The following is a 26,529-nucleotide window of genomic DNA, read 5'->3' as shown; positions in this document are numbered from 1 at the left end:
CTAAGCCTGGCTAAACGATACGTCTAATACGATTATCTGCCACAATCAATACTGTGCTGAATGAAAGGATGACCGCCCAGCTAGCCCCCCAGCTCGCGCTGCTCACCGCACTGCGCCGCACGACGAACGTCACACGCGCGGCCGAACTGCTCGGTGTCCCGCAGCCCACGGTGAGCCGCCGGATCTCGGCGCTCGGCGAGGCCCTCGGCGCCCCGCTGACGGTCCCCGACGGCCGCGGCATCCGGCTCACCCGGGCCGCCGAACTGCTGGCCGACGCCGCCGAACGCGCGCTCGCCGACGTCGACGCCGGAGTCCGCCAAGCCCGCGAAGAGGTCGACCCCGAATCCGGGCACGTCGTCCTCGGCTTCCTGCACCTGCTCGGCCGGTCGCTGGTCCCCACCCTGCTCCGCGGCTACCGCGCGGACCATCCGGGAGTCCGGTTCACGCTGGTCCAGGGCTCACGCCAGGACATGGTCGACAGGCTGACCAGTGGCGAGCTCGACCTCGCGCTGCTCGCGCCCGCCCCCGTCGACGACCCGCTGCTCGACACGGCCGTGCTGTTCGAGCAGGAGATCTTTCTCTCCGTCCCGACGTCGCACCGCCTCGCCGACCGGGAGTACGCCGCCATCGAAGACCTCAAGGACGAGGAATTCGTCCTGCTCGAAACCGGCTACGGCCTCCGCACCATCACCGACGAACTGTGCGCCGCGGCCGGTTTCGAGCCGAAGATCGCCTTCGAGGGCCAGGAGTCGGACACGGTCCGCGGGCTGGTCGCGGCCGGGCTCGGCGTCGCGCTGCTCCCCCGGTTCGAACCCGGCAGCCCGGCGGGCGTCGCCGAAGTCCCGCTGGTGCCGCCGGTCGGGCGGACGATCGGGCTGGCGTGGCGCAAGGACGTCGTCCTGCCGCCCGCGGTCATGCGGTTCCGGGAGCGGGTCCGCGCGCAAAATCGGTGACGATCGTCCAGTGCGGCCCCTGACGATCGTGCAAGGCGGCGCGGCCGACTTTTTCGCTAACTTCGGGTGAATGTACGACGACATCGTGGAGCTGGCGGGCGAGAGCCCGAGCTGGCTTCAGGCCTCAGGCGTCCTGTTCACCGACGCCGGAATGCTGATCTTCGCCGCCTTGATGGTCTGGGTCGTCTGGCGGGCACGCACCTCGCCCACCCGGCTCGCGGTGTCGCTGCTGGTGCCCGGCGCGACCGCGATCGCGTACCTGATCAGCGAAGGTCTGAAGAGCGTGATCCGGGAGGACCGGCCGTGCCGGAACCTCGTCACGCTCGTCGACTGCCCGCCGATCGGCGACTGGTCGTTCCCGAGCAACCACTCCACGATCGCCGCGGCGGCCGCGGTCGGGCTGGCCCTCGCCTGGCGACGGCTCGCGCCGTGGGTACTCCCGCTCGCCCTGCTGATGGGCTTCTCACGGGTATACGTCGGCGCGCATTACCCGCACGACGTGCTCGCCGGACTCGTCCTCGGCTCCGTGACGGCGTGGCTCGTGTTCCGGTACCTGAGCGGCCCCGCGACCCGGATCGCCCGCCGGCTCACCGCGCATGCCGGAGACGCGCCGACCCAGCCCATGCCCAGGGTGCGCCCGCGGGGCGATAGCAAAGGTCCCTTGCTACCGCCCCGCAGGTGAACCGCAGGTCAGGCGTAGGAAGCGACCAGCTCCACCAGCGTCCGCGCCGCGAAACCGGTGGCTCCCGGCACGACGTCGGCGTAGGTCTTGTCGGCCCGCGCGGGACCGGCGATGTCGAGATGCGCCCACGGCACGTCGCCGACGAACTCACGCAGGAACAGCGCCGCGACGATGCCGCCGGGGCCGCCCGGCGCCTGCCGGATGTCGCCGAGTGAGCCCTGCACGGTCTCCGCCAGGTCCTCCAGCAGCGGCATCCGCCACCACGCCTCGCCGACCCGCTCGCCCGCCTTCGTGACCCGCTCCGCGAGGACGTCGTCGGTGGCGAACACGCCGCCGGTCCGGACGCCGAGCGAGACCTTCATGGCACCGGTCAGCGTCGCCGCGTCGATCACGGCGTCCGGCTTGTGCTTCTTGATGCCGTACGCGAGCGCGTCGGCCAGGACCATGCGGCCCTCGGCGTCGGTGTTGCCCACCTCGGTCGTCTTGCCGCCGTAGTGCCGGACGATGTCGCCGGGCCGGTACGACGAACCGGACACGTGGTTCTCGGCGGCGGGCACCAGCCCGGTCACCCGGACCGGCAGGCCCAGCGCGGCGATCGCGCGGACGGCGGCGATGATCGCCGCGCCGCCCGCCATGTCGGTGCGCATGAGGTGCATGCCGTCGGCGGGCTTGATCGACAGGCCACCGGTGTCGAAGGTGATGCCCTTGCCGACCAGCAGCAGATGCGTCGCCGCCCCACGCGGCCGGTACTCCAGCTCGATCAGCCGCGGCGGCGCGGCCGAGCCGCCGCCGACGGCGAGGACGCCGCCGAAGCCCTGCTCGGCCAGCCACTTCTCGTCCCGGACCGTCACGTTCAGGTTCGCGATGCCGCCGGACGCGCGCGCGGCCGTGTCGGCGAGCCAGGCCGGGGTCTTGACGTTCGACGGCGTGTTCGCCAGGTCGCGCGCGAACGCGGCGGCCGCGGCGAGTTCGCGGACCCGCTCCAGCGCCTTGTCGTACGCGGGCACGGCGCGCTCGTGGCGAGTGAGCAACCGCACTGCCCGCAGGCTCGGCTTCGGGTCCTCGGCCGTCACCGTGAACTTGTAGCCGCCGAGCAGCAGCCCGAACGCGAGTTCTTCGAGGTGTTCGGCGCCCACGTCCTCGGGCAGTTCGACGGCGAAGGCGCGGAACGCCTTCTGACCCGCCTTGACGTCGTCTTCCAGCGCGGCCGAGACGGCGCGGACCAGCGCGGCACCGGCCTTGCGGTACTGCCGCGGTTCGCCGTCGCCGACACCGGCCAGCCAGCGGACGCCGCCGGTCGGCACGGTCTGCACGTCGCCGGCCTTGCCGGAGGGCCGCACGCCGCCGATCTCCGCGAGTCCGGCGTCACCGTCCTCTTCGGACGGCGCCGCGATCAGCGTGGCCAGCGGCGTACCGCGCCGCAGGTCGTCCGAGACCTCGATTTCGAGCAGCTTCCCCGGAACGGGGGGTAGCGGGTTACGCACAGTGAGCGACCTCCGGGCGCAGATGAACCGCGACCCCGGCCTCCGAAGGGAGACCGGGGTGCGGGTGGTTGAACGTTGGTGCGGTCCGGCTCAGCCGGTGACCTCCTGCAAGGCCGCGCCGAGATCCTTCGCTTCTTCCGCGGAGAGTTCGACGACGAGGCGCCCACCACCTTCGAGTGGTACGCGCATCACGAGGCCCCGCCCCTCCTTAGTCACTTCGAGGGGACCATCTCCGGTCCGGGGCTTCATGGCCGCCATAGCGTGCTCCCTCCGTCTCAACCGGCGCGCCCGGGTCGCGCTCGTCAAAGCCAGCCGGGTCTACTGTCCATTGTCCCTCATCAGCGGCCGAGCGCGAACGCGGACCGATCTTTTGCCGCCGTATCGGTGCTGGTATGCGGCTCGCGAGGCTGAAAGACTCGGTCTCAGACCGCAGTTTCGCCGACTAGGAGATCCCGTGACCACATCCGACGTTCTGCTGACCGCCGACGCCGATGGCGTGCGCACCTTCACGCTGAACCGGCCCCAGGCGTACAACTCGCTGACCGTCGAACTGAAGGAACTGCTGCTGGCGGGCCTGACCGAGGCCGCGGCCGACGACAGTGTCCGCGCGGTCGTCCTCACCGGTTCGGGCAAGGCGTTCTGCGCCGGGCAGGATCTGAAGGAGCACGTCGGGCTGCTGCAAGCGGGTGACCCGGCGCCGCTACACACGGTCAAGGAGCACTACAACCCGATCGTCAAGACCATCGTCGGGATGCCGAAGCCGGTCATCGCCGCGGTGAACGGCCCCGCGGCCGGCGCGGGGGCAGCCTTCGCCTACGCGAGCGACCTCCGGATCGCGGCGACGTCGGCGAACTTCCTGATGGCGTTCGCGAACGTCGGCCTCGGCCCGGACTCGGGCGCGTCGTGGACGCTGCAGCGGCTGATCGGTCTCGGCCGCGCGGCCGAACTGATGCTGCTGGCGCGCACGGTCGACGCCGCCGAGGCGCTGACGCTGGGCCTGGTCAGCGAGGTCGTCCCGGACGAGGAACTGGCCGCCCGCGCGCAGAAGGTCGCCGCGAAGCTCGCGGCCGGGCCGACGGTCGCGTACGCGAAGATCAAGAACGTCCTGTCCGTCGCCGCCGAGTCCTCGCTCGAAGAGGCGCTGGACGCCGAGGACGCCGCGCAGTCCGCGCTGGGCGCGACCGCCGACCACACCGAAGCGGTGGAGGCGTTCGTGGGCAAGCGCAAGCCGACCTTCCAGGGCAAGTAAGGACGTGTCGGGCTGCTGAAGGGGACTTTCGCCGCATCGCACGCGGGGAAAGTCCCCCTCACGACACCCCGAGCCCACCGACCCAGAACGTCTCCAATGCCACATTGGGGACACTCAACGTCCCCAATGCCACATTGGGGACACTCAACGTCCCCAATGCCACATTGGGGACACCCCTGCCTTGCCCCCCATGGCCCTTCATTGCCACTCACGAGGCCGGGACCGGTACCGGACCGCCGCGGCTAGCGTTCCGCCGTGGTCCCTTCCCATCTCAAGGCATCTACCTCTTCACCGGCGGTTTCGCCGAGGTCCACGGCCGCAAAGTCCGGTACGCCGTCCCGTGGGACCGAGTCCGCGAAGTGCGCTACAAGAGCGTCGAGCACTGGCTGAACTTCATCCCCTTCGCCTACGTCGCGAAGTGCTTCATCACCCTGGACAACGGCGGGGAGATCGAGCTCGACGGCACTTACCGGCCACTGGAACGGCTAGCGAGAGACCTCCAAGCGCGCTAACCCGCCCGGAAGCAGTCCTTCACATGGTCGTCGACCATGCCCGTCGCCTGCATCAGCGCGTAGCACGTCGTCGGCCCCAGGAACACGAAGCCGCGCTTCTTGAGTTCCTTCGCCATCGCCTTCGACTCGTCGGTGATCGCCGGAACGTCCGCCATCCGCCGCGGCCGGGCATGCGAGGAAGGCGCGAAAGACCACAGCAGGTCGTCCAGCGAACCGTCCAGTTCCGAGATCGCCCGCGCGTTGTTGATCGCCGCCAGGATCTTCGCCCGGTTCCGCACGATCGACGCGTCTTCCATGAGCCGGGAAACGTCGTCGTCGGTGAAGAGAGCGACCTTCTCCGGCACGAATCCGGCGAACGCCCTCCGGAACGAATCCCGCTTCCGCAGGATGGTGATCCACGAGAGCCCGGACTGGAACGACTCCAGGCACAGGCGCTCGTACAGTTCTTCGTCGCCGTGGAGCGGGACTCCCCATTCGGTGTCGTGGTACTCGACGTAGTCCGGGGCCGAGTTGCCCCACGAACACCGCTTGATCCCGTCTGTCCCCAGCAGACCCGCCTCAGCCAACCCGGTACCCCTCCGCGTACTTCACGAATTTCTGCAGGCACAGCCGCAGTCCCAGTTCGAACCCCGGTTTCGCGACCGGCCAGCCGAGCCGTCCGACGACGCCGAACGGCGGCCGCAGATGCTCCGCCCAGACGAACGTCGACGCGTGCGGCCCCTTCTCGATCACCTGGAACACCCCGGTGCCCTGCACGATCTTGCCGAGATGCTTCACCACGCACCGCAGCGGCGGCTCCCAGGTGGTGATCTCCATGGTGTCGGTGAACCCGATCCCGGCGACGCCGGTGAAGGCCGACAGCTTCGAGCCCACGCTTCGCCCGTTGCCCTCGACGACCTTGACCTCGGTGCCGAGCATCCATTCGCCCTGGCGTGCCCAGTCGGTCAGGGCGAGCCAAGCCGTCCCGGCCGGTACCGCGACGTCGACGGAGACGACGACATCGGTCACCTGGCGCCCTCGCGTTCGGCCTCCAGCTCGGCCACCTTGGCGCGCAGTTCCTCGATCTCGACGCCGAGCCGCCGCATCACCCAGTCCACTTCGGACATCTTGTACCCGCGCAGCACCATCTGGTAGCGGACGGCGTGGACGTCCTCGGCGGTGATGTCTTCGGCGGGCAGCCTGGTCGGCGAACTGCCGGGCGGCAGCGGGGCGAGTTCCTCACCCCTGCCGAACACCACGGCGGCCAGCAGAAACACCACCGCGGCCACCAGCAGCATGACTACGAGATAGATCAGGGCGGTCGTCACGCCACGATCGTGGCACACGAACGCCACGATCGTCGCGCCAGCAACGCGAGTCGCACGCTGACCACCACCCAGAGGATCATCAGGATGCCGCACGGTACCGACAGGAACAGTCTCGAAGCGTCGATCAGCCCGGTGGCGATCACCAGCAGCGCGACCGAAAGCAGATTCAGCCCGACCGCCTCGCCGATCAGCACGCTGATGCTCTTGACCAGCTTGACGCCGTCCATCCGGCGGGAGAGCCAGCGCATGCAGACGAGGGCGATCACCCCCAGTACCGGCACGATGAACACCGAACCGTGGGTGAACTGGGCGATGTAGCGGTACCAGCCCGGGGTCGGCGCGAGCTGCGACCACTCGCCGAAGGTCCATTTGCGGGCGAGTTCCCAGGCGAGCTGCATCATCGGCACGCCGAGGATCAGTTTCCAGAGCGTCCGGGTCCCGCTGTGCATCCCGAGCTCGGCCTGGTAGTCCCGCGCGATCAGGTGCACCGGCCCGAAGTCCTCGACGGCACGCCGCTGCGCGTCGTCCTCGCTCCAGCCTCCGTCGCGATAGGCGTCGGCGGCGTCGTTGAGCCCGTCCCGCGCCTCGCGCAGCAGATCCCGCTTCGCCGTCACCGGGCCGTCCAGCCGCGTGCGCAGCTCGCCGAGATAGGCCTCGATCACCGTCATGCCGCCGCTCTCCGACTTCGCGCGGCGACCGTGAGCCGCGTGCTGAACAAGATCCACGTCGCGGACAGTGCCGCGCACGGCACGCTGACGATCAGGCGGGCGGGCTCCAGCAGCCCGGTCGCGCCGCCGTACGTCGCGACCGCGAGCAGGTTCAGTCCCACCGCCCCCGCCAGGGACCACGCGACCGCGCGAGCGACGGGCGGACCGTCCGTTCGTCGTGAAAGCAGCCGTGCCGCGATCAGCCCGGCGACCGCGACCACCGGCGACAACGCGGCCAGGATGTCGGCCGCGCCGATCGCGCGGTAGTACCAGGAAGGCGGCTGCCCGAGCCGCGACCAGTCGCCGGAGCTGAACACCCGCGCGAGATCCCAGCCGAGGATCAGCAACGGGACCCCGACGATCAGCTCCCACAGGACGCGGATGTCGCGCCGCAGCCCCAGTTCCGCCTGGTAGTCGCGGGCGACGAGGTCGGCGGGGCCGAAGTCCGCGACGGCCCGTCGTTCCGCTTCCGCATCGTCGACACCGCCCGCGCGGTAGGCCTCGGCAGCGTCGGTCAGTCCGTCCTTCGCCTCGGTGAGCAGATCGGCCTTGGCCGCCGCCGGCCCGCTGAGCCGCCGATCCAGGTCGCCCATGTAGGCCTCGATGGCGTTCATGCGGCGAGGAGGGGCCGGGACCGGAAAGCCGGTGCGAGCAGCCAGAAACTGAACGCCGCCCAGCCGATCGACAGCACGTTGCACGGCAGGCTCATGTTCATCCTGGACGGGTCGAGCACCACGGTGCCGACGGCGAGCAGGAGCATCGCCACCAGGTTCGCGATCGCCGAGGCCGCCACGGTCCAGCGCGCGAAGTTCGCCAGGCGCGTGCCGTCGAGCCTGCGTCCCAGCAGGCGGGTCCCCAGCAGCGCGATCGCCCCGATCACGGGCGAGACCACGACGAAGACGCCGGAGAGATCGACGACGAAGAAGTACCAGTCCGGGGTCGGCTTGTTCAGCCTGCCCCAGTCGCCATAGGTCAGAACCCGCGCCAGCTCCCAGCTCACCTGGAACAGCGGGACCCCGACGATCACCTTCCACAAGGTGCCGATGTCGCCGCGCAACGCCAGTTCGGCCTGGTATTCGCGGGCGATCACGGCGGCGGGACCGAAGTCGGCGACGGCACGGCGTTCGGCTTCCGCTTCCTCGGCACCGCCCTCGCGATACGCCTCGGCGGCGTCGGTCAAACCGTCCTGTGCCTCGGTGAGCAGATCGGCCTTGGCCCCCGTCGACCCGCTCAACCGTCTGTCGAGGTCGCCGATGTAGGCCTCGATCGCGCTCATGCCGTGCTCCCCCCGAGGACACCACCGATCACGGTGGTGAACTCCTGCCACTCCGCCCGTTCCGCCGCCAGGGCCTTCTGCCCGGAGCGGGTGAGCTTGTACGTACGACGTTTGCGGCCGGACACGACGTCCCATTCGCTGGCGAGGAACCCGGCGCGCTCCAACCGGCGAAGCGCCGGGTAGACGGTGCCCGTCGGCAGGTCGAGCGCACCGTCGCTGCGGAGCTGAAGCGCCTCGATGATGGCGTACCCGTGGAGCTTCCGGCCGTCGAGGACGGCGAGGAGCAACGCGTCGAGGTGCCCGCGCAGGCTGTCGGCCTTCATAGATAGACAGTCTACACATCGCCGACCAACAGGGTAGTCAGGTCTTTCCACTGGTCACCTCAGGGAATTACCCCGAGATCGCCCCGATTTCATAGATTTTGTGGCTACATGTAGGCAGACTACGTATACAGTGCATCGGCATGGACGCACTCCCGATCGCGAGACTCCAGTTCGCGACGACGACCTCGTTCCACTTCCTGTTCGTGCTGCTCACACTGGGGCTCGTGACACTCGTCGCGGTGATGCAGACACGCTCCGCGTTCGGCGGAAAGCCGGAACTGACGCGGATGACGCGCTTCTGGGGCAAGCTGTATGTGATCAATTACGCGCTGGGGATCGTCACCGGAATCGTGATGGAATTCCAGTTCGGACTGACCTGGACCGGCTTGTCCGCGGTCGCGGGCGACGTCTTCGGCGCGCCGCTGGCCATCGAGACGCTGGTGGCGTTCTTCGCCGAATCGACCTTCCTGGGGCTGTGGATCTTCGGTTTCGGCAGGCTCAACAAGTGGGTCCACCTGACCCTGATCTGGCTGGTCACGCTGACCGCCTACGCCTCGGCGCTGTTCATCATGGTGGCCAACTCGTTCCTTCAGAACCCGGTCGGCACGCACGTCGAGAACGGCGTGCTGAAGCTCGACGACTTCGGCGCGCTGTTCACCAACCCGGCGCTGGCGATGTCGCTGCCGCACGTGCTGAGCGCGGCGCTGATGACCGGCGGGTTCTTCGTGGTCGGCGTCAGCGCGTACCACTTCATCAAGCGCACCAAGGAGATCGAGTTCTTCCGGCGGTCGATGCGGATCGGCGTGCTCACCTCGCTGGTGGGCAGCACGATGGTGATCGGTTTCGGCTTCGCCCAGTTCGGCCCGCTCGGGGAGTACCACCCCGGCAAGCTCGAAACACCGGATCCGCTGGTCGGCGCCCCGCTGGGGTTGATGATCCAGATCGGGTTCATCGCCTTCCTCGCCTCGATCCTCGGCACGCTGCTGCTGTTCCGGAACTGGATCACCAAGGTGCGGCCGCTGCTGTACGTGATGGTGCTGGCCATCCCGCTGCCGTTCTTCGCCGCGATCTCCGGCTGGCTGGTGCGGGAGATCGGGCGTCAACCGTGGCTGATCCGCGGCAGGCTGACCACGGCCGATGCCGTCGCGGCGATCCCGGCGGGGCAGATCCTGTTCTCCTTCATCGCTTTCACGCTGTTGTTCCTGGTTCTCGCGATCGCCGACTGGGTGCTGATGTCGCGGGTCGCCAAACGCGGCCCCGACCCCGAAGAAGAGGCGATCGCGCCTCGCGCCGAACTTCCCGTCCTGAGCGGAGTCTGACCGATGGTGATCCTCTGGTGGTGTGTGCTCGGTTTCCTGATCTCCGGCTATTTCGCGCTGGCCGGTTACGACTACGGCGTCGGGATGCTGCTCGGCAGGCTCAGCCGTGACGAGGCCGGACGGCGGCGCGTGCTCGGCGCCTTCGGCCCGTTCTTCCTGGCCAACGAGGTCTGGCTGGTGGCCGCGGTCGGCGTCCTGTTCGGCGCTTTCCCACACCTGGAAGGAAAAGTGTTCTCGGGGGCGTACGTCCCGGTCGTCGCCTTGCTGCTCGGGCTGGTCACGTTCACCGCGGCGGTGCAGTTGCGCAGCAGGCGGCCGGACGCGGGCCGCGGCGCCTGGACGCTGGGGATCACCGTCGGCGCGTGGGTGACGGCGGTGTCGTGGGGCGTGTTCCTCGGCAACCTCGTCCTCGGGCTCCCGCTCGACGCGGCCGGGAAGCCGGCCGGTGACGTCCTCGCGGTGTTCAGTCCGTACGCGTTGCTCTGGGGCGCCGGGTTCGTCGCGCTGTTCGCCTTGCAGGGAGCGGCTTTCCTCGCCGTGCGGGCACCCGCCGAATTCACCGCCCGCGCGAACCGGATCGCCAAGGCCCTCCTCGCGCCCGCGTTCGCGTTCCTGGTCGTGGCGGTCGCCTGGGGCGCCTTCGAGGCCTCCGCGTCGTGGTCCGTGGTGCCGGCGATCGTGCTCGCGTTCGGCGCGCTGGGCGCCGCGTCCGCGTCCTTGCGCGCGGGACGGCACAAGGCGGCGTTGATCGCCACGATGGTCCTGTCCGCGTCGCCGGTGCTGGCCGTCGGGACCCTGCGCCTGCCGGACGCGCTGACGTCCTCTGTGGACGGTGGGTTCTCGCTGAGCCTGACGGAAGCCGCCACCAGCACCGAGATGCTCGGCCTGCTCACTTTCGTCCTGCCGCCCGCGCTGGTGGCGATCGCCGCCGTGCAATGGGTGACCTGGCGCAGGCACGAAAGCCGCGTCGACCAGCGTTCGCTGCTGCACTTCTAGGAGCCTGTGATGCCGCCTCTTCCCGGACTGCGACGCCATTTCGGCGTACTGGGCGTTCTCGGAACACTGACCGCCGTGGCGATCCTCGTCCAGGCGGACGGACTCGCGACGCTGCTCACCGGCGGCGGCGTGACCTGGACCCTCGCGGCCGCCATCGCGGGCCGGGTGGCGCTCGCGGGGGTCCAGGGTTCCCTCGGCGGCCGGTTCTCGGCGACGGTGAAAGCCAAGCTGCGCAAGCGGCTTCTCGGCGCGGAAGCGGAGAAGCCCGGCGAGGTCGCGACCTTGGTGACCAAGGGGATCGACGCGGGCGACGCCTACTTGACCGGGTATCTGCCGACGCTGGTGCTGTCGGCGATCGTGCCGGTCGCGGTCCTCGTCCGGCTGTTCGCCGCGGATCTGTCGTCGGCGCTGATCATCACCGCGACGCTGCCGCTGATCCCGGTGTTCGCGATCCTGGTCGGGCAGCACACGAAGGCGAAGACGGCCAAACAATGGCGACTGCTTTCCAAGCTGGGCGGGCATTTCCTCGACGTCGTGCGCGGACTCGGCACACTCAAGGTGTTCGGCCGCGCCGAGGCGCAGGCGAAGACGGTGCGGGCGATGGCGGACGCGCATACGGACGCGACGATGCGTACCCTGCGGGTCGCGTTCCTGTCCGCGCTGGTACTGGAACTGGTGGCGACGCTTTCGGTGGCGCTCGTGGCGGTGCCGATCGGTTTCCGCCTGCTGGAAGGCGGAATGGTCCTGCACACCGCGGTGCTGGTGCTGTTGCTCGCGCCCGAGGCCTACCTGCCGTTGCGGGCGGCCGGGGCGAAGTTCCACGCCAGCGCGGAAGGGCTCGCCACGCTCCGGGAAGCACTGGACGTCCGCTCCGAGGACGTCGTCCGCGGCTCGCGGGTGGCCCGTCGCGGCGCGCCGAAGATCGTACTGGAAAAGGTGAGCGTCGCGTACGGCGACGAGGTCGTCCTGTCCGAAGTGGACATGACGATCGAGGCGGGTGAGCACGTCGCGCTCGTCGGTCCCAGCGGTTCGGGAAAGAGCACGCTGCTGGCGGTCCTGCTGGGGTTCGTCACGCCGACGTCCGGCCGGGTCCTCGTCGACGGTGTCGATCTGCGCGAACTGGATCCGGGCGCGTGGCGGGCCGGGACGGCGTGGGTGCCGCAACGGCCGACGTTGTTCACCGGGACCGTCGAGGAGAACATCGCCATGGGCGGGGTGCCGGACGTCCAGGCGGCGGCCCGCGCGGCGGCGTTCGACGACGTCGTACGCGGGCTGCCCGACGGTTACCGGACGCGGATCGGCGAACTGGGCGCGCCGCTGTCCGCCGGGCAGCGGCAACGGCTCGGCCTCGCGAGAGCGCTGGCCCGCACAGAGGCGGGTCTGGCGCTGCTCGACGAGCCGACCGCGCGGCTCGACGCGGGAACCGAAGCGGCCGTGCTCGGCGCGACCCGTGACTTGCTCACCGGCCGGACCGCGGTCCTCGTGGCCCACCGGCCCGCGATGGCCGGACTGGCCACCCGCGTCCTCGAAGTCCGCGAGGGCGCCGTACGAGAACGGGAACTGGCGTGAACGTCTGGGGTGTGTCCACAAAGGACGTCGTCCGGCTGGTCCGGGCCGGGCTGATCGCGGCCGGGGCGGAACTGGCCGGCCTGGCACTGATGGCCACCGCCGCGTGGCTGCTGCTGAAGGCCGCCGAGCAGCCGCCGCTGGCGTCGCTCACGGTGGCGATCGTCGCCGTCCGGACGCTGGCGTTGCTGCGCGGCGGGCTGCGTTACGCGGAACGGCTCGCCGGGCACGAGGTCGTCCTGCGGTATCTCGGCGCCCTGCGGACCCGCGTGTACACGGCGTTGCTGCCGCACCGGGTTTCCCGGCATTCCGGCGGCGACCTCGTCACGCGCCTGGTGTCCGATGTGGATGCTGTGCAGGACGCGATCCTGCGTTGCCTGCTGCCCGCCGGCGTCGCCGCGTTCGTGGGCGCGGTCTCGACCGCGGTCGCGCTCGTCCTCAGTCCGGTGGCCGGTCTGGTGCTTGCTTTTGGTCTTTTGGTGACGGGCGCCGGGTTGCCGTGGCTGTGCGTGCGGATCACGCGCGCGGCGGCGGCAGAGAGCGCCCCGGCACGGGCCGACCTCGCTGAACGATCGGTCGAGCTGATCACCGGACGACGCGAGCTGATCGCGTACGGCGTCCATGAGTCCACTGTGGACGCCGCGCACACCGCCGTCGACGCGCTCGCCGTCCGGGACCGGGCGACGGCGAACCGGACCAGCCTGCTGACCGCGACCGGGATGCTCGTCCAGCTGCTGACCTGCGTCGTGATCGCGCTGACCGCCGGGGTTTCGGCGCCGCTGACGGCGGCACTGGCGCTGGGCGCGCTGGCCGTGTTCGAGCTGGTCCTCCCGCTGACCGCGGCCGCGCAACGCTGGGTCGAGGTCCGGACGTCGGCGGAGCGGGTGCGCGCGCTGCTGACCGAGCCGTCGCCCGCGCGGGGCAGCGCGGTGCCCGAGCCGGGGCACCTTCGGCTGGAGGGGGTCAGCGTCGTCTTCGGCGGCAGGGCTCCGGCGCTGGACGGCGTCGACCTCGACCTGCCGCCGGGCAAGCGTGTCGGGATCCTCGGGCCGAGCGGGGCCGGGAAGACGACGCTGCTGAACGTCCTGCTCGGCTCCGTGGCGCCGACGTCCGGCCAGGCTTCGCTCAATGGCCGCGCGCTCGACGAGTACGACTCGGCGCTGCTGCCGTCGGTGGTCTCCGGCGCGCTCGCGGACGCGCACGTCTTCCACACGACGGTCCGGGAAAATCTCCTGCTCGCGAAGCCCGGCGCCGCGGACGCCGAGTTGCTCGCCGCGTGCTCGACGGCGGGTTTCGACCTGCCACTGGATCGCGAAGTCGGTTCAGACGGCGACGCGCTGTCAGGTGGGCAGCGTCAGCGGCTCATCTTGGCGAGAGCAGTGCTCTCAGCGCCGCCGATCCTGGTGCTGGACGAGCCCGTCGAGGGCCTGGACCCGGAGCACGGCGACGCCGTCCTGGCAGATGTCCTCGCGGCCACGCGAGGCACCGTCGTCCTGGTGACGCATCGTGAGTCGCAGGTGGCCGGGTTCGACGAGGTCCTACGACTCGGTTAGGCCGCGCACTTCCCGCATCGGCGGCCGGTCGCTGACCGACACCTCGGCCACCTCCGGCAGCCATTCGTCACCTACTTGCGCGAACTGGGTGAGCTGGGCCGGGTCGTCGGACTTGATACCGCAGCGCGCGAGCGCCGTGCCGAGGATCTGCCGCGCCATCACGCCCAGCTGAAGCAGCGAACGGTTGCGATGCTTGCGTACGCCGAGGTTGACCTGAGCGAGCCCTTCGAGGCCGTAGCGCGCTTCGGCGTCGAGGATGAGCCCGATCTCGACGCCGTACCCGGCCGCGAAGGGCACTGACTCAAGGAAGTCGCGCGTCGCGGCGTACTCGCCGCCCAGAGGCTGGATGAGTCCTGAGAGCGACGGGCGCAGCGCCGAGAGGACCGGTCGCGCCAGCAACTCGGTGACCCGGCCGCCGCCGCTGCTCTCCAGCCGCAGCGGCCGCCGGTAGAAGCCCTTGACCAGGTGGACGCCTTCTTCGCAGAGCAGCGGCCCGAGCAGGGTCGGCACGAACGCCGGGTCCGGGTCGACGAGGTCGGAGTCGAGGAACACGACGACGTCGCCGGTCGTCGCGGCCAATGACCGCCACAGCACCTCGCCCTTGCCCGGCACCGGCGGCAGCTCGGGGAGCACGTCCTCGCGGTGCACCACCCGCGCGCCCGCGCGTTCGGCGAGCTCGGCGGTCGCGTCGGTGGACCCGGAGTCCATCACGACCAGCTCGTCGACGACCGTGCCCAGCAACGGGCGGACCGTGCCGACGACCTCGGCGACGGTGTCCTCTTCGTCGAGTGCCGGTAGCACGACCGAAACCGTCCGGTCACCCTTCGCAGCGACGATGTCGTCGAGCGTCCAACCGGGGTTCTGCCACGTACGCCGCTCGAACCAACTCATGAGTAGTGATCGTGCCATGCTGGAGTCCGACACCTTGTCGATGGAGGAACCTTGCTACCGCTGCTCGTCCGATTCGTGCTGGGTCCGCTGGTCAGGGCGCTGTACCGCCCCGAGATCCGCGGTGTGGAGAACATCCCCGCCACCGGCCCGGTGCTGCTCGCGCCCAATCACCGGGCGGCCCTGGACACCGGCGTGATCACTTTCACGGCGATGCGGCAGGTCAAGTTCCTCGGCAAGGCGGAGTACTTCACCGGCCGGGGGCTCAAGGGCAAGCTGATGGCCGGTTTCCTGGGCGGCCTCGGCTATGTCCCGGTCGAACGCGGCAACGCGCAGGCCGGTCTCGCCGCGCTGGAGGCGGCTCGGAAGGTGCTCGACGCGGGCGGCGCGTTCGCGATCTACCCCGAAGGCACCCGCTCGCTGGACGGGCGGCTGCACCGCGGCCACACCGGCGTCGCGGCCCTGGCGCTGGCGACCGGCGCGAAGGTCGTGCCCGTCGCGCTTTCCGGCACCGAAGACTTGCAGCCCGCCGGCAAGCGGATCCCGCGGCGGGCGAAGATCACCGTCACCTACGGCGAGCCCCTGGACTTCTCGCGGTACGAGGGACAGGACTCGTCGCCGGCGATCCGGCGCTCGGTGACCGACGAGATCATGTACGCGATCCTGGAGCTTTCGGGGCAGGAGTACGTCGACTCGTACCACAAACGCCCTGATCAGAGCGCTGCCTGACGCCCTCCCGGTGCCGGGGCGATAGCAAAGGTCCCTTGCTATCGCGTGAGCGCCGGGCAGCCGGCCCCTGGCTGGGCGCGAGTCCGTGAAGGCCTCCTTCACGGACAGCCGCATACCTCAGGAGCCTCAAAAACCCCAGTAACCCCACACACCACAGCGGGTGCGCGTGAAGGCCCCCTTCACGCGGCTCAGCCGAGGAAACTCGCCCTTCGCGCCAGCCCAAGTACATGAAGGGGTCCTTCACGGAGCCAGGCGCAAGCAAGGGGGCCTTCATGTACCGAAACAGCGCCCGAAGCACCCTGCCGCCAGGGGTCGTGAGTGGCGATTCGGGTTCTAACCCGAATCGCCACTCACGACCAACCCGACCGAAGCCCTACTTAGCCCACTTAGGACGTGGAGGCGGCACGTAGTCCGCGAAGCCGTCCAGGAGCGCCGAAGCGTCCGAGTCGATCGAGAGCATGTCCCGGTACCCGGCCGACAGGAAGCCCTCCGACACCATGTGGTCGGCGAACTTCAGCAGCGGCGCGTAGTACCCGCCGACGTCGACCAGCCCGATCGGCTTCTCGTGCAGCCCGAGCTGGGCCCACGTCCACACCTCGAACAGCTCCTCCAGCGTCCCCGCCCCACCCGGCAGCGCGAGGAAGCCGTCCGACAGCGCGGCCATCTTCGCCTTCCGCTGGTGCATGTCGGCGACGACGTGCAGTTCGGTCAGTCCGGCGTGCGCGATCTCGACGCTGCCCAGCGCCTCCGGGATCACGCCGATCACCTCGCCGCCCGCGGCCAGCGCGGCGTCCGCGATGACGCCCATGGTGCCGACCGAAGCGCCGCCGTAGACCAGCCCGATCCCCCGCGAGGCCAGCAGCGTGCCCAGCGCACGCGCCTCCTCGGCATAGCGCGAGTCGAAGCCCATCGACGAGCCGCAGAAGACGCAAACCCGGCGTGGAGCCGCCATCAGTGGGTGTCCTCCCATGCCTGGTACGAGTCCTGCACGACGCGCACGGCGTCGTCGATGTCGTCGGTGACGTGCAGCAGGTCGAGGTCCTTCTCGCCGATCTTGCCCTCGGCGAGCAGCGTCTTGGCGATCCAGTCGTACAGACCGCCCCAGTAGTCGCTGCCGAAGAGCACGACCGGGAACTTCGTGACCTTCTTCGTCTGCACCAGGGTGAGCGCCTCGAACAGCTCGTCGAGTGTGCCGAAGCCGCCGGGCAGGCAGATGAACGCCTGCGAGTACTTGATGAACATCGTCTTGCGGGCGAAGAAGTACCGGAAGTTGACGCCGAGGTCGACCCACGGGTTCAGGCCCTGTTCGAACGGCAGCTCGATGCCGAGGCCGACGGAGAACCCGCCCGCCTCGTTGGCGCCGCGGTTGACCGCTTCCATCGCACCGGGGCCGCCGCCGGTCATCACCGCGAAGCCCGCGTCGGCGAGCGCGCCGCCGATCTTGCGGCCGAGTTCGTATTCGGGGTGGTCCCGTTTGGTGCGTGCCGAACCGAACACCGTCACCGCGCGCGGCACCTCGGCCAGCGCGCCGAAGCCCTCGACGAACTCGGCCTGGATCCGCAGCACCCGCCACGGATCGGTGTGCACCCAATCGCTCGGACCCCGTGAGTCCAGCAGGCGCTGGTCGGTGGTGCTGCCCTGGTCACGGCGATCCCGACGCAGCACGACCGGGCCCTTGTGGCGCTCGATCGGACGTTCCGGGTACTGGCCGTCGGGGAACTCGCTTGTCTCACTCACCCCGCCAAGACTACGACGTCGTCACCGTCCGAAGCGGCGGCATCGCCGCGAACAGGAGTTGTCGGGTACGCGAACGTGGGGCCCGCCCGGACAGGCGGGCCCCACGATCCCGGTCAGGAGCGTCCGGCCAGGGAGAACGCGAGCATGGCCGTCGAGGTGAAGTCGATGGCGGGCTCGTTGCTCGGCCACGAGGCCAGGTCGTCGGTGTAGCGCGACTCGGTCGTGTCGAACGCGTCGTACGGCTTCGTGCATTCCTTCGCCCCGGCCGGGAACGGCAGGTCCGCGAAGTGTTCCGCCCCGTTCGGTCCATTCACGACCGCGCCGTAGAGCACCTTCTCCTCACCCGCGAGGTTGGCCGCCTGGTGGTGCGGGCACTTCGGCGACGTCGTGCCGACGCCGACGACCAGCGACACTCCCCACGCGTTCGCGCCGAGGGTGAAGTTCCGCTGCTGCGAGCCGAACGCCGCGTACCGCCGGTCGCCGGTCACGTCCGCGTACAGCCGTTCGGTCGCGGCGAACCCGAAGCTCTTGCTGGCGGCGTCGAAGTCCTTGACCGACACAGCGGTCCGGAAAGGACTCCGAGCCGCGCTCGCGACGCCTTCGTCGAGCTGACGCCGGAGGTCGCCGATCAGTTCCTCACGCCCGAGCGCGGCACCCGGGACGCCGTGCCGCAGGAGTTTCGCCAGTTCGGCGTGAGCCAGCGCGCTGGTGTCGTACAGGTTGAGCGTGCTCTTCTCCTCGATGTCGATGTACGCCTTCGCCCAGTGCGCCGCCTGCCGCGTCCAGTCGGCGGACCTCGGGTCCCGCAAGGCCTTGCCCGCCAGGGCGAGCTGCGTCGCGCCGAGTTCCATGTCGTCCCGCCAGGACGATTCCGGGTAGTACGCGTGCGGGAAAGCGGTGACCAGTTCGCCGACGTTCTCGGTCTTGGCCTGCGCGAAGACCGAGGCGGCCTCGGCGAGGTACTTCCTTGCCAGCGACGGGTTCCGCTTCGCCTCGACCTGCGCGCCGAGCGCGAACGCGGCGGCGACGCGGCCGGCGAGGTTCGGGCTGAGCGCGGAACCGCCGGGGTTCGCCGGGAACACCGGCCGGTGCTTGACGAAGTACTTGGGGTCACCGGGTTTCACGTCGAGCGCGTCGTCGTCGTGCGGGTTGCGCCAGACGTCGTGGTCGCCGAGGAAGCCGAACTTGTCGCTGCCCGTCCCGATCCCGACCTGGGCGTAGAGCGTCTTGCTCCGCTGGTCCCACATCTTGTCGAGCCAGTCGAGGCCGAGCTTGACCTCCTTGGCCAGCACCGGGTCGTAGCCCTCGCGGAGCACGTATCCCAGTTCCGCCAGCGAATACGCCGTGTTGGAGGTGAACTTGACGAAGTCGCCCGCGTCGACCCAGCCGCCCTCGACGTCGATCGGCCCGCCGATCGGCTTCAGCGGTTCGGCGATCTCGTCACCGCCCTCGCCCACGAACACCGGCCAGTCGTAGACCGTGGCCTGCTTGTCGGCCAGATGCGAGGGTTTGCGGCCGAGCCTGCCGGGGACGACGTCGTCGCCGTCGCGCTGCGCCTGGAAGAACTCGTTGGTGGCGCGGACGAGCGGCGTGAAGAGCCGGTCCTTGGTGTCCACCCGGAACGTCGGCGAGGTCGCCGTGGTCTCGCCGCTGACCACGATCCGGTACTTGCCCGGCAGCCAGACCTTCGACAGGTCGAGCTGGTACACCGCCGGATACTTCGCGTTCCACGCGCCGAGCGAGGTGCCGGTCCGTCCACGGTGGACGGTCCGGCCGCGTTCGTCGACCACCGAGAACGAACCCGGCGCGCTGGACAGGAGATAGGCGTACTTGGTTTCGGTGATGCCGTAGCCGACCTGGTCGACCCGGACCTCACCCTGAACCGCCGCCGCGGCCGAAACCGCCGGAACCGTCAAACCCCCGAGGACCAGTGCCGTAACCGCGGCCACCGCCCGGGACCAGGAACTCACCATCATCGGCGCCCCGCTCCGCAATAGTCTCTGATTAGTTAAGAAAGTTTCCTTTTTATTGCGCAAGACGCTAGCCCCCGGGACCCCCGCCGTCAATATGTCCGATTCGCCGGGAGAAAGTCACAGGATTGGAACGCCTGTCAGCGGGTATCCCACCGAGATGACCACGACCTGGCATGAACGCATGACCGGCTGGCACAAATCGAGCCACACCCATTGGGAGGAGAACGCCTGCGTCGAAGTCGGTACCGACGGCACCCTCGTCGGCATCCGCGACACCAAGCAACGCGAGCTCCCGGCCGAGGTCAGGCCGGTTCTCGTGGTCTCGGCGCCGGGCTTCACCGCATTGCTCACCCACTTGTCCCGCTGACCGGTGGAAACCGCCGGGAAATCGTCTACCGTGGACGGGTGCCGTCCACGCCGAACGGGGCAGAACCACTCGGCGCGAGGGTCCGGCGGTTGCGCCGGGCGCGCGGGCTGACCCAGCGCGAGCTCGCCGAGCCCCGCTACGACCGCGGCTTCCTCGCCAAGGTCGAGTCGGGTCGTCGCCTGCCCTCGGACGACGTGGTGTCCCATCTGGCGCGACGGCTCGGCCTGACCGCGGACGAACTCCGCTTCGACAGACCGCCGGGCGCCGCCGAGGAACTCACCGACGCCCTGGAAACCGCCTACCGCGAGTTGCAGCAAGGCGGACTCGAAGCCGCCGAAAGCGAATTCACCCGCGTGGAACACCGAGCCGCGGAGTACCGGCTACCGGAAGTCCAATGTCACGCGCGGTTCTATCTCGGCGAAGTCCAGTGGCAGCGTTACGACATCACGTTGGCGGACAAGGGTTTCGCCTACGCGATGGAACTCGCCGACACGGCGTCGCCCCGGCTGCGCGCGATGATCGTCAACCGCGTCGCCGCCTGCCGGGCACTGTCGGGAGACCTGGGCGCGGCCGTCGCCCTCGTCGAGGCCGCGCTCGGCGAACTCCGCGCCGGCGCGAGCGATCCCGACGCCGAACTCGCGCTGCTGACCGCGTTGATCCACCCGCTCATCGAAATGGGCGCGCTCCGCCGCGCCCGGCGGGCCGCCGAAGAAGGGCGCCGCGCCCTCGCTTCCGCCCACCGCAAGGACATCTCCGCGCGGTACCACCGGCAGGCCGCACAGCTGTGGCAGGCGATCGGCCTGGTCGACCGCGCGGAGAAAGACCTGGCGCGAGCCCTCCGGCTGTTCACCTCCATCGGCTACGACCGCGATGCCGCCCGGTGCCGCTGGGCCCGCGGCTTCCTGTGGCGAAGGCTGGGCAAGCTCGACGACGCGCACGCCGAACTGCTGCTCGCCCGAGACCTCCTCGCCAAGGCCGGTTCACAGGAAGGCGTACTCGGCGCGACCATCGAACTCGCCGACGTCCGCCGTCGTCAAGGCGCGCTCGACGAAGCCGCGGAACTCGCCGAAGGAATCCGGCCGCTTCTGGATCGATCCCCCGACATCGAGGCCAGGGCCGAGGTTCTCCGGTTACTGGGACTCATCGCCCGCGCCCGCGGCGATCTGTCCACTGCGACCACGTTGCTCGAAGAAGCCGCCACAGCACAGGAAAATTCGGAATTGCTCGGAGCGCTTGTCGCCACCTCTCTGCATTTGGGTGACACGTTGCGTGATCGCGGATTAATCGAGAAAGCGTCGGAGGCCTATCGCCGCGGTGTACGCGCGGCCGCTATGTCCGATTCCGGGCCGGCGGACTGAAAACCATACGAAAGTCGCTATATATCGCGACCGGCGGGAAAATCCTTACTACACAGGGATTTTACTCTCAGAGAAATGATCTTCGCGCGTGCCACTAGGCCATCCGGCCCATTGACGCTCCCTGTGAGCAACTCCTTTACTTCGAACGTGTCCATCGAGATAACTCCAGTTATCTGAATGGACACGCTTCCCCGTCCCCCGCCGTGTTCCCGATCAGGTCGAATTCCCCGCCGCGCCAAGGGCCGTGCCGGGTACACGGTCCTGCCCATGGAAGGTTCCCATGACCGTTCAGCGAGGGCTCAGAACAGGGTTGGCGGCTGTCGCCGGCCTTGCCCTGAGCATGACGTTCCCGGCGATCCCGGCGAACGCGACCACCGCCACCATCCAGCCCGCGAGCCCCGACGCGGTGGCCGCGAGCGCGGCCGATCAGGCCGCCGCAGCTGGTGTAGACCACTTGCGGAAGGGTCCGCAGGAGGGATTCCGCCGCGTCGGAATGACACCTGGTGGCGGAGGACTCTTCTACGCCGCTTACGAACGAACCTACCGTGGCCTGCCGGTCGTCGGCGGGGACGCGGTCGTGGTGGCCGACGGCGCCGGGCGCGTCCGCGGCACCAGTGCCGCGGAGACCGCGGCGATCTCGGTCGACACCAAGGCCAAGATCTCCGCGGCGAAGGCGACCGAGGTCGCGCGCGGCCAGCTGTCCAAAGTAGACAGTGTGGTGGCGCCGCAGCTCGTCGTGCTGGCGGGGAACTCCCCCAAGCTCGCCTACGAGGTTGTCGTCAAGGGCACCAAGGCGTCGAACCCGAGCAACCTGCACGTCTTCGTGGACGGTGCCACCGGGGCGATCCTCGACACCCGTGACGACGTCAAGATGTCGAACATCCCGGCCGCCACGCAGAACACGTCGGGCGGCGTCAGCACGCTGGGCGCCGGGAACAGCTACTACGTCGGCAACGTCACCATCGACACGACGAACTCCGGCGGCACCTACTCCATGCGCGACCCGCAGCGCACCAACATCAGCTGCAAGCCGCAGAACGGCGCGGTGTACTCCGGCCCCGACGACAACTGGGGCAACGGTTCCGGCACCAACCTCGAAACCGCTTGTGTCGACACGCTCTTCGGCGTCCAGACCGAGTGGAAGATGCTCGGCGAGTGGCTGGGCCGCAACGGCATCAACGGCAACGGCGGCGGCTTCCCCGCTTCCGTCGGCCTCAACCAGGTCAACGCCTACTGGGACGGTTCCTCGACCACCTTCGGTCACTCGCAGGACAACCAGCGCCAGGCCACCTCGATGGACGTCGTCGCGCACGAGTACGGCCACGCCATCTTCCAGACCACCCCGGGTGGCGCGGGCAGCGGCAACGAGAACGGCGGACTGAACGAGTCCACCGGTGACATCTTCGGCGCCATCACCGAGCACTACGCCAACAACGCCAAGGACACCCCGGACTACGAGGTCGGCGAGGGCGTGAACCTGGTCGGCCAGGGCCCGATCCGCTACATGTACCAGCCGAGCAAGATCTCGGGTAACCCGAACTGCTACTCGTCCTCGATCCCGAGCACCGAGGTGCACGCCGCCGCCGGTCCGCAGAACCACTGGTTCTACCTGCTGGCCGAGGGCACCGCGCCCGCCGGCAAGCCCGCGAGCCCGACGTGCAACAACACCTCGATCACCGGTCTGGGCATCCAGAAGGCCGCGAAGATCTTCTACAACGGCCTGCTGAAGAAGACCTCCGGCTGGAACCACAAGGCCGCCCGCAAGGCGACCCTGGAAGCGGCGCTCGCGCTGTACCCGACCTCCTGCACCGAGTTCAACACCACCAAGGCGGCGTGGGAGGCCATCAGCGTCACCGCGGTGTCCGGCGAGCCGACCTCGTGCACCCCGTCCGGCCCCGACTTCTCGGTCGGTGTCACCCCGGCGTCGGGCACGGTCAAGGCTGGCGACTCCGCCACCGTCACGGTGAACACCGCGACCGTCAGCGGTGCGGCGCAGTCGGTTTCGCTGAGCGCCAGCGGCCTCCCCGCCGGGGCGACCGCGACGTTCAACCCGGCCTCGGTCCAGTCCGGTGCCTCCTCGACGCTCACCATCGCGACGTCGGCGAGCACCCCTGACGGCACCAGCACGATCACGGTGACCGGTACCGCGGCCAGCGGCACCCACACCGCGCAGTACACGCTGACCGTCGGCACCAGCAGCAACATCCGGACGTTCACCAACGACACCGACTACGCCATCAACGACTACGGCACGGTGAACAGCGCGATCTCCTCGACCGCGACCGGCAACGCGGTGTCCCCGGTGAAGCTGACGCTCACCGGTACCCACACCTGCATCGAGGACCTCCGGATCAGCCTGAAGGCCCCCGACGGCAGCACGTACTCCGTCAAGCCGACCGGTTCCCTGCCGTGCACCCAGTTCGGCACCAAGAACTACTCGGTCCCGGTGACCAACGAAGTGGCGGCCGGCACTTGGACCCTCGTGGTCTACGACGCCTACTCGGGTGACACAGGCACGCTCGACAGCTGGTCGATCACCCTCTAGCTCCCGACTCCACAAAGTCCGTGAAGGCCTCCTTGAGGGACTCAGAGTCCCTCAAGGAGGCCTTCACGGACCATTTCCCAGGAAGGAAACCCCCGGCATGAAGTGGGGAAAGCGAATAGGAGCGGCCGTCGTCGGGATGGCCGCCGTGCTGGGCGTCGTCGTGACGCCCGCCCAAGCGGTCACGGCCGCGAGCCTCAACGCCGCACCGGACATCTCGCTCGCGAACATCAAGTCGCATCTGAACCAGCTGCAGACGATCGCCAACCAGAACGGCGGCAACCGGGCCTCCGGACGTTCCGGCTACACGGCGTCGGTGTCCTATGTGTCGCAGAAGCTGCGCGACGCCGGCTACAACGTCACGTTGCAGACCTGCACCAGCTGCGCGGGTTCGAGCCAGAACATCGTCGCGGAATGGCCGCAGGGTGACGCGAGCCAGGTCATCATGCTCGGCGCGCACCTCGACAGCGTCAGCGCCGGTCCCGGCATCAACGACAACGGCTCGGGCTCGGCCTCGATCCTCGAAGTCGCGCTGACCCTGGCCCGGGAGAACCCGACGATGGCCAAGCGGGTCCGCTTCGGCTGGTGGGCCGACGAGGAGTCCGGTCTGAAGGGTTCCAAGTTCTACGTCAACAGCCTGCCGCAGGCCGAACGCACGAAGATCAAGACCTACCTGAACTTCGACATGATCGGCTCCGACAACTGGGGCTACTTCGTCTATGACGACGTCGCTTCGGTCAAGGCCGTGTTCGACGAGTACTTCCGGACGATCGGCATCCAGACCGAGGGTGACACCGAGGGCGACGGCCGTTCGGACCACGCGTCGTTCAAGAGCGCGGGTATCCCGGTCGGTGGCCTCGCGACCGGCGCCGGGTACACGAAGAGCGCGGCGCAGGCCCAGAAATGGGGCGGCACCGCCGGTCGGGCGTTCGACAGCTGCTACCACCGCGCGTGCGACACGACGTCCAACATCCCGGACACCCCGGTGGAGAAGAACAGCGACGCGATCGGCTACGCGCTCTGGAAGCTCGCCGTCGGCGCCTCGACGGGTCCGGACTTCTCGCTCGGCCTTTCCCCGGCTTCCGGCACTGTCCAAGCGGGACAGTCGGCGACCGTCACGGTCAACACCACGACGACTTCCGGTGCGGCACAGGCGGTTTCGCTGAGCGCCAGCGGCCTTCCCGCCGGGGCGACCGCGACGTTCAACCCGGCCTCGGTGCAGTCCGGTGCCTCCTCGACGCTCACCATCCAGACGTCGGCGGACACGCCCAACGGCACCAGCACGATCACGGTGACCGGTGACGGGACCGCGGTGGACCGCACGGCGCAGTACACGCTCACCGTCGGCAACGTCAGTGTCCGCACGTTCACCAACGGCACGGACTACCCGATCGCCGACTACGGCACGGTGAACAGCCCGATCACCTCCAGCGCGACGGGTACGGCGACGTCGCCGGTGAAGGTGTCGATCACCGGTACGCACACCTGCTCCGAAGACCTTCGCATCAGCCTGAAGGCCCCCGACGGCAGCACGTACTCGGTCAAGCCCACCGGCTCCCTGCCCTGCACCGAGCTCGGCACCCGGAACTACTCGGTCCCCGTGACCAATGAGGCGGCTTCCGGCACTTGGACGCTCGTGGTCTACGACGCCTACTCCGGCGACACCGGCACGCTCGACAGCTGGACCATCACCGTCTGACCCTTTGAATGGCGAGGGCCATCTCACGAGGACACCCGGCCTCGTGAGATGGCCCTCGTGCGTGAGAACGATTTTCGGACAACCTTTCGATATCTGGTCTAGACCACCCGATCGTCGGTAGCGGTGGCCGGGCGTCGCGACTTATGTTGAGCCGAACGGCCGCTTCCTGTTCGTTCACAACCGCTTTCGAGATGGGAGCTGGGTATGTTCGGTCGCGTCTCACGGCTGCTCGCAATCACCGGCGCGGCGGTACTCGCCGTCACCACGCTGGTCGTCCTGACCCCGGCGCAAGCCTCGACGGACGCCGAGGTCTGCGCGGTCAAATCGAAGCCCGCCGGCAAGGTCCTGCAAGGCTATTGGGAGAACTGGGACGGCGCTTCGAACGGCGTCCACCCGCCGCTCGGCTGGATCCCGATCACCGACGCCCGCATCAAAGCCAACGGGTACAACGTGATCAACGCGGCCTTTCCGGTCATCCTGTCCGACGGAACGGCAAAATGGGAGGATGGGATGGACGCGACTGTGAAGGTCGCGACGCCGTCCGAAATGTGCGCCGCCAAGGACGCGGGCGCGACGATCCTGATGTCCATCGGCGGTGCCACCGCCGGGATCGACCTCAATTCGTCCACCGTGGCGGACAAGTTCGTCTCGACCATCGTGCCGATCCTGAAGAAGTACAACTTCGACGGCATCGACATCGACATCGAAACCGGCCTCACCGGTGGCGGGAACATCAACACGCTTTCCGCGTCGCAGAAGAACCTCATCCGCATCATCGACGGCGTGCTCGCCGCGATGCCGTCGAACTTCGGGCTCACCATGGCGCCCGAGACCGCGTACGTCACCGGCGGCAGCGTCGTCTACGGCTCGATCTGGGGCGCGTACCTGCCGGTCATCAAGAAATACGCGGACAACGGCCGGCTGTGGTGGCTGAACATGCAGTACTACAACGGAAGCATGTACGGCTGCTCCGGCGATTCGTACCAGGCCGGGACGGTTCAGGGCTTCGTCAAGCAGACGGAGTGTCTCGACAAGGGCCTCGTGATCCAGGGCACGACGATCCGCGTTCCCTACGACAAGCAGGTTCCGGGTCTGCCCGCGCAGGCAGGGGCTGGTGGCGGTTACATGTCGCCGAGCCTGGTTTCCCAGGCGTACCGCGGCATTCCGGGACTCAAGGGCCTGATGACGTGGTCGATCAACTGGGACGGTTCGCGGAGCTGGACCTTCGGGAACAACGTCCGGAGTCTGCAGGGCCGGTGAGCTAGAGGGCGCTAGTGAGGCGTCGGTCAAGTGGGTCGTGAGTGGTAAG

At 68.9% G+C, this 26,529-nt stretch carries 27 protein-coding genes; 14 read left to right on the top strand and 13 right to left on the bottom strand.

The features are described from left to right. Positions 1-68: 68 nt before the first annotated feature. Together B0293_RS13185 and B0293_RS13180 are read left to right on the top strand one after the other, a co-directional pair. The gene (locus tag B0293_RS13185) at positions 69-953 is read left to right on the top strand and encodes a LysR family transcriptional regulator (protein ID WP_005155389.1); all 885 of its coding nucleotides are present in this window, start codon (positions 69-71) and stop codon (positions 951-953) included. Positions 954-1,023: 70 nt separating this feature from the next. Continuing rightward, positions 1,024-1,635: a phosphatase PAP2 family protein gene (locus tag B0293_RS13180; protein ID WP_005155390.1), complete on the top strand. Its 612-nt coding sequence runs from the start codon at positions 1,024-1,026 to the stop codon at positions 1,633-1,635. Positions 1,636-1,643: 8 nt separating this feature from the next. Here B0293_RS13180 and B0293_RS13175 read toward each other — a convergent pair whose 3' ends face one another. Continuing rightward, the gene (locus B0293_RS13175; RefSeq protein ID WP_005155392.1) at positions 1,644-3,119 is read right to left on the bottom strand and encodes a leucyl aminopeptidase family protein; all 1,476 of its coding nucleotides are present in this window, start codon (positions 3,117-3,119) and stop codon (positions 1,644-1,646) included. Positions 3,120-3,209: 90 nt separating this feature from the next. After that, a complete protein-coding gene (locus tag B0293_RS13170; RefSeq protein WP_005155393.1) occupies positions 3,210-3,377 on the bottom strand; it encodes a DUF3117 domain-containing protein in 168 nt (55 codons plus the stop codon). A 196-nt stretch (positions 3,378-3,573) separates the two neighbouring features. On the opposite strand from B0293_RS13170, the gene B0293_RS13165 reads away from it, so the two are divergent. Together B0293_RS13165 and B0293_RS43520 are read left to right on the top strand one after the other, a co-directional pair. After that, complete coding sequence (locus tag B0293_RS13165) at positions 3,574-4,368, top strand: enoyl-CoA hydratase/isomerase family protein (protein WP_005155394.1); 795 nt, start codon at positions 3,574-3,576, stop codon at positions 4,366-4,368. A 359-nt stretch (positions 4,369-4,727) separates the two neighbouring features. Further along, the gene (locus B0293_RS43520; protein ID WP_005155395.1) at positions 4,728-4,880 is read left to right on the top strand and encodes a hypothetical protein; all 153 of its coding nucleotides are present in this window, start codon (positions 4,728-4,730) and stop codon (positions 4,878-4,880) included. Here B0293_RS43520 and B0293_RS13160 read toward each other — a convergent pair. The 7 genes from B0293_RS13160 to B0293_RS13130 are packed head-to-tail and all read right to left on the bottom strand — an operon-like array spanning position 4,877 to position 8,493. After that, entirely contained in the window at positions 4,877-5,446 is a 570-nt protein-coding gene (locus B0293_RS13160; RefSeq protein WP_005155396.1) for a DNA-3-methyladenine glycosylase I, read from the bottom strand. The genes B0293_RS43520 and B0293_RS13160 overlap by 4 nt on opposite strands. Further along, positions 5,439-5,888, bottom strand: a complete 450-nt coding sequence (locus tag B0293_RS13155; RefSeq protein ID WP_005155400.1) for an SRPBCC family protein — start codon at positions 5,886-5,888, stop codon at positions 5,439-5,441. Before B0293_RS13155 ends, B0293_RS13160 begins: the two co-directional genes overlap by 8 nt. Continuing rightward, a complete protein-coding gene (locus tag B0293_RS13150) occupies positions 5,885-6,187 on the bottom strand; it encodes a DivIVA domain-containing protein (protein WP_039917099.1) in 303 nt (100 codons plus the stop codon). The genes B0293_RS13155 and B0293_RS13150 overlap by 4 nt, the downstream gene beginning before the upstream one ends. Next, the gene (locus B0293_RS13145; RefSeq protein WP_005155402.1) at positions 6,184-6,855 is read right to left on the bottom strand and encodes a permease prefix domain 1-containing protein; all 672 of its coding nucleotides are present in this window, start codon (positions 6,853-6,855) and stop codon (positions 6,184-6,186) included. Before B0293_RS13145 ends, B0293_RS13150 begins: the two co-directional genes overlap by 4 nt. Further along, a complete protein-coding gene (locus B0293_RS13140) occupies positions 6,852-7,508 on the bottom strand; it encodes a permease prefix domain 1-containing protein (protein WP_005155404.1) in 657 nt (218 codons plus the stop codon). Before B0293_RS13140 ends, B0293_RS13145 begins: the two co-directional genes overlap by 4 nt. Next, the gene (locus B0293_RS13135) at positions 7,505-8,170 is read right to left on the bottom strand and encodes a permease prefix domain 1-containing protein (protein WP_005155405.1); all 666 of its coding nucleotides are present in this window, start codon (positions 8,168-8,170) and stop codon (positions 7,505-7,507) included. The genes B0293_RS13140 and B0293_RS13135 overlap by 4 nt, the downstream gene beginning before the upstream one ends. Further along, on the bottom strand, positions 8,167-8,493 hold the full coding sequence (locus tag B0293_RS13130; protein WP_005155407.1) for a helix-turn-helix transcriptional regulator: 327 nt from the start codon (positions 8,491-8,493) through the stop codon (positions 8,167-8,169). The genes B0293_RS13135 and B0293_RS13130 overlap by 4 nt, the downstream gene beginning before the upstream one ends. A gap of 140 nt (positions 8,494-8,633) precedes the next feature. Here B0293_RS13130 and B0293_RS13125 point away from each other — a divergent pair, with 140 nt between their 5' ends. From B0293_RS13125 to cydC, 4 genes are read left to right on the top strand one after another with little or no spacing between them, the layout of a single operon-like run. Further along, positions 8,634-9,812, top strand: a complete 1,179-nt coding sequence (locus B0293_RS13125; protein WP_005155408.1) for a cytochrome ubiquinol oxidase subunit I — start codon at positions 8,634-8,636, stop codon at positions 9,810-9,812. A 3-nt stretch (positions 9,813-9,815) separates the two neighbouring features. Next, a complete protein-coding gene (locus tag B0293_RS13120; protein ID WP_005155409.1) occupies positions 9,816-10,808 on the top strand; it encodes a cytochrome d ubiquinol oxidase subunit II in 993 nt (330 codons plus the stop codon). A 9-nt stretch (positions 10,809-10,817) separates the two neighbouring features. Continuing rightward, complete coding sequence (cydD, locus tag B0293_RS13115; RefSeq protein WP_005155410.1) at positions 10,818-12,377, top strand: thiol reductant ABC exporter subunit CydD; 1,560 nt, start codon at positions 10,818-10,820, stop codon at positions 12,375-12,377. Further along, entirely contained in the window at positions 12,374-13,927 is a 1,554-nt protein-coding gene (cydC, locus tag B0293_RS13110; RefSeq protein ID WP_005155411.1) for a thiol reductant ABC exporter subunit CydC, read from the top strand. The genes cydD and cydC overlap by 4 nt, the downstream gene beginning before the upstream one ends. Here cydC and B0293_RS13105 read toward each other — a convergent pair. Beyond that, the gene (locus tag B0293_RS13105; protein WP_005155412.1) at positions 13,913-14,818 is read right to left on the bottom strand and encodes a glucosyl-3-phosphoglycerate synthase; all 906 of its coding nucleotides are present in this window, start codon (positions 14,816-14,818) and stop codon (positions 13,913-13,915) included. The two genes, cydC and B0293_RS13105, sit on opposite strands and share 15 nt — an antisense overlap. A 51-nt stretch (positions 14,819-14,869) precedes the next feature. On the opposite strand from B0293_RS13105, the gene B0293_RS13100 reads away from it, so the two are divergent. Next, positions 14,870-15,544 (top strand): lysophospholipid acyltransferase family protein, encoded by a 675-nt coding sequence (locus B0293_RS13100; protein WP_005155413.1) that lies wholly within the window; start codon positions 14,870-14,872, stop codon positions 15,542-15,544. A gap of 373 nt (positions 15,545-15,917) precedes the next feature. On the opposite strand, the gene B0293_RS13095 is transcribed toward B0293_RS13100, so the two are convergent. The 3 genes from B0293_RS13095 to B0293_RS13085 all read right to left on the bottom strand — a co-directional run bounded on the left by B0293_RS13095 (position 15,918) and on the right by B0293_RS13085 (position 19,257). Next, positions 15,918-16,496 carry an LOG family protein gene (locus B0293_RS13095; protein WP_005155414.1) on the bottom strand — a complete coding sequence of 193 codons (579 nt, stop codon included), beginning with the start codon at positions 16,494-16,496 and terminating at the stop codon, positions 15,918-15,920. Further along, positions 16,496-17,281, bottom strand: a complete 786-nt coding sequence (locus B0293_RS13090) for an LOG family protein (RefSeq protein ID WP_005155415.1) — start codon at positions 17,279-17,281, stop codon at positions 16,496-16,498. Before B0293_RS13090 ends, B0293_RS13095 begins: the two co-directional genes overlap by 1 nt. 113 nt (positions 17,282-17,394) lie before the next feature. After that, positions 17,395-19,257, bottom strand: a complete 1,863-nt coding sequence (locus B0293_RS13085; protein WP_005155416.1) for a glycoside hydrolase family 9 protein — start codon at positions 19,255-19,257, stop codon at positions 17,395-17,397. A 154-nt stretch (positions 19,258-19,411) separates the two neighbouring features. Here B0293_RS13085 and B0293_RS13080 point away from each other — a divergent pair, with 154 nt between their 5' ends. The 5 genes from B0293_RS13080 (at position 19,412) to B0293_RS13060 (ending at position 26,480) form a co-directional block, all read left to right on the top strand. Further along, entirely contained in the window at positions 19,412-19,621 is a 210-nt protein-coding gene (locus B0293_RS13080) for a DUF397 domain-containing protein (protein ID WP_039917106.1), read from the top strand. Between the two features lie 38 nt (positions 19,622-19,659). Then, positions 19,660-20,979 carry a helix-turn-helix domain-containing protein gene (locus B0293_RS13075; RefSeq protein ID WP_005155420.1) on the top strand — a complete coding sequence of 440 codons (1,320 nt, stop codon included), beginning with the start codon at positions 19,660-19,662 and terminating at the stop codon, positions 20,977-20,979. Between the two features lie 280 nt (positions 20,980-21,259). Beyond that, positions 21,260-23,524 carry a M4 family metallopeptidase gene (locus tag B0293_RS13070; RefSeq protein ID WP_085939638.1) on the top strand — a complete coding sequence of 755 codons (2,265 nt, stop codon included), beginning with the start codon at positions 21,260-21,262 and terminating at the stop codon, positions 23,522-23,524. Positions 23,525-23,621: 97 nt separating this feature from the next. Next, positions 23,622-25,220: a M28 family peptidase gene (locus B0293_RS13065; protein ID WP_005155423.1), complete on the top strand. Its 1,599-nt coding sequence runs from the start codon at positions 23,622-23,624 to the stop codon at positions 25,218-25,220. Positions 25,221-25,424: 204 nt separating this feature from the next. Then, complete coding sequence (locus tag B0293_RS13060) at positions 25,425-26,480, top strand: chitinase (protein ID WP_005155424.1); 1,056 nt, start codon at positions 25,425-25,427, stop codon at positions 26,478-26,480. The last annotated feature ends 49 nt before the right edge of the window (positions 26,481-26,529 follow it).

Origin of the sequence: Amycolatopsis azurea DSM 43854 (assembly GCF_001995215.1) — a bacterium.
Taxonomy (GTDB): Bacteria; Actinomycetota; Actinomycetes; order Mycobacteriales; family Pseudonocardiaceae; genus Amycolatopsis; species Amycolatopsis azurea.
The sequence above is the reverse complement of the archived record's forward strand: the minus strand, read 5'-3'. Positions and strand labels throughout refer to the sequence as shown.

Excerpts from the sequence above, each read along its gene's own strand:
- B0293_RS13185 (WP_005155389.1), top strand. The coding sequence starts at position 69 with ATGACCGCCCAGCTAGCCCCCCAGCTCGCGCTGCTCACCGCACTGCGC.
- B0293_RS13180 (WP_005155390.1), top strand. The coding sequence starts at position 1,024 with ATGTACGACGACATCGTGGAGCTGGCGGGCGAGAGCCCGAGCTGGCTT.
- B0293_RS13170 (WP_005155393.1), bottom strand. The coding sequence starts at position 3,377 with ATGGCGGCCATGAAGCCCCGGACCGGAGATGGTCCCCTCGAAGTGACT.
- B0293_RS13145 (WP_005155402.1), bottom strand. The coding sequence starts at position 6,855 with ATGACGGTGATCGAGGCCTATCTCGGCGAGCTGCGCACGCGGCTGGAC.
- B0293_RS13140 (WP_005155404.1), bottom strand. The coding sequence starts at position 7,508 with ATGAACGCCATCGAGGCCTACATGGGCGACCTGGATCGGCGGCTCAGC.
- B0293_RS13135 (WP_005155405.1), bottom strand. The coding sequence starts at position 8,170 with ATGAGCGCGATCGAGGCCTACATCGGCGACCTCGACAGACGGTTGAGC.
- B0293_RS13130 (WP_005155407.1), bottom strand. The coding sequence starts at position 8,493 with ATGAAGGCCGACAGCCTGCGCGGGCACCTCGACGCGTTGCTCCTCGCC.
- B0293_RS13125 (WP_005155408.1), top strand. The coding sequence starts at position 8,634 with ATGGACGCACTCCCGATCGCGAGACTCCAGTTCGCGACGACGACCTCG.
- B0293_RS13120 (WP_005155409.1), top strand. The coding sequence starts at position 9,816 with ATGGTGATCCTCTGGTGGTGTGTGCTCGGTTTCCTGATCTCCGGCTAT.
- cydD (WP_005155410.1), top strand. The coding sequence starts at position 10,818 with ATGCCGCCTCTTCCCGGACTGCGACGCCATTTCGGCGTACTGGGCGTT.
- B0293_RS13105 (WP_005155412.1), bottom strand. The coding sequence starts at position 14,818 with ATGAGTTGGTTCGAGCGGCGTACGTGGCAGAACCCCGGTTGGACGCTC.
- B0293_RS13095 (WP_005155414.1), bottom strand. The coding sequence starts at position 16,496 with ATGGCGGCTCCACGCCGGGTTTGCGTCTTCTGCGGCTCGTCGATGGGC.
- B0293_RS13085 (WP_005155416.1), bottom strand. The coding sequence starts at position 19,257 with ATGATGGTGAGTTCCTGGTCCCGGGCGGTGGCCGCGGTTACGGCACTG.
- B0293_RS13080 (WP_039917106.1), top strand. The coding sequence starts at position 19,412 with ATGACCACGACCTGGCATGAACGCATGACCGGCTGGCACAAATCGAGC.
- B0293_RS13070 (WP_085939638.1), top strand. The coding sequence starts at position 21,260 with ATGACCGTTCAGCGAGGGCTCAGAACAGGGTTGGCGGCTGTCGCCGGC.
- B0293_RS13065 (WP_005155423.1), top strand. The coding sequence starts at position 23,622 with ATGAAGTGGGGAAAGCGAATAGGAGCGGCCGTCGTCGGGATGGCCGCC.
- B0293_RS13060 (WP_005155424.1), top strand. The coding sequence starts at position 25,425 with ATGTTCGGTCGCGTCTCACGGCTGCTCGCAATCACCGGCGCGGCGGTA.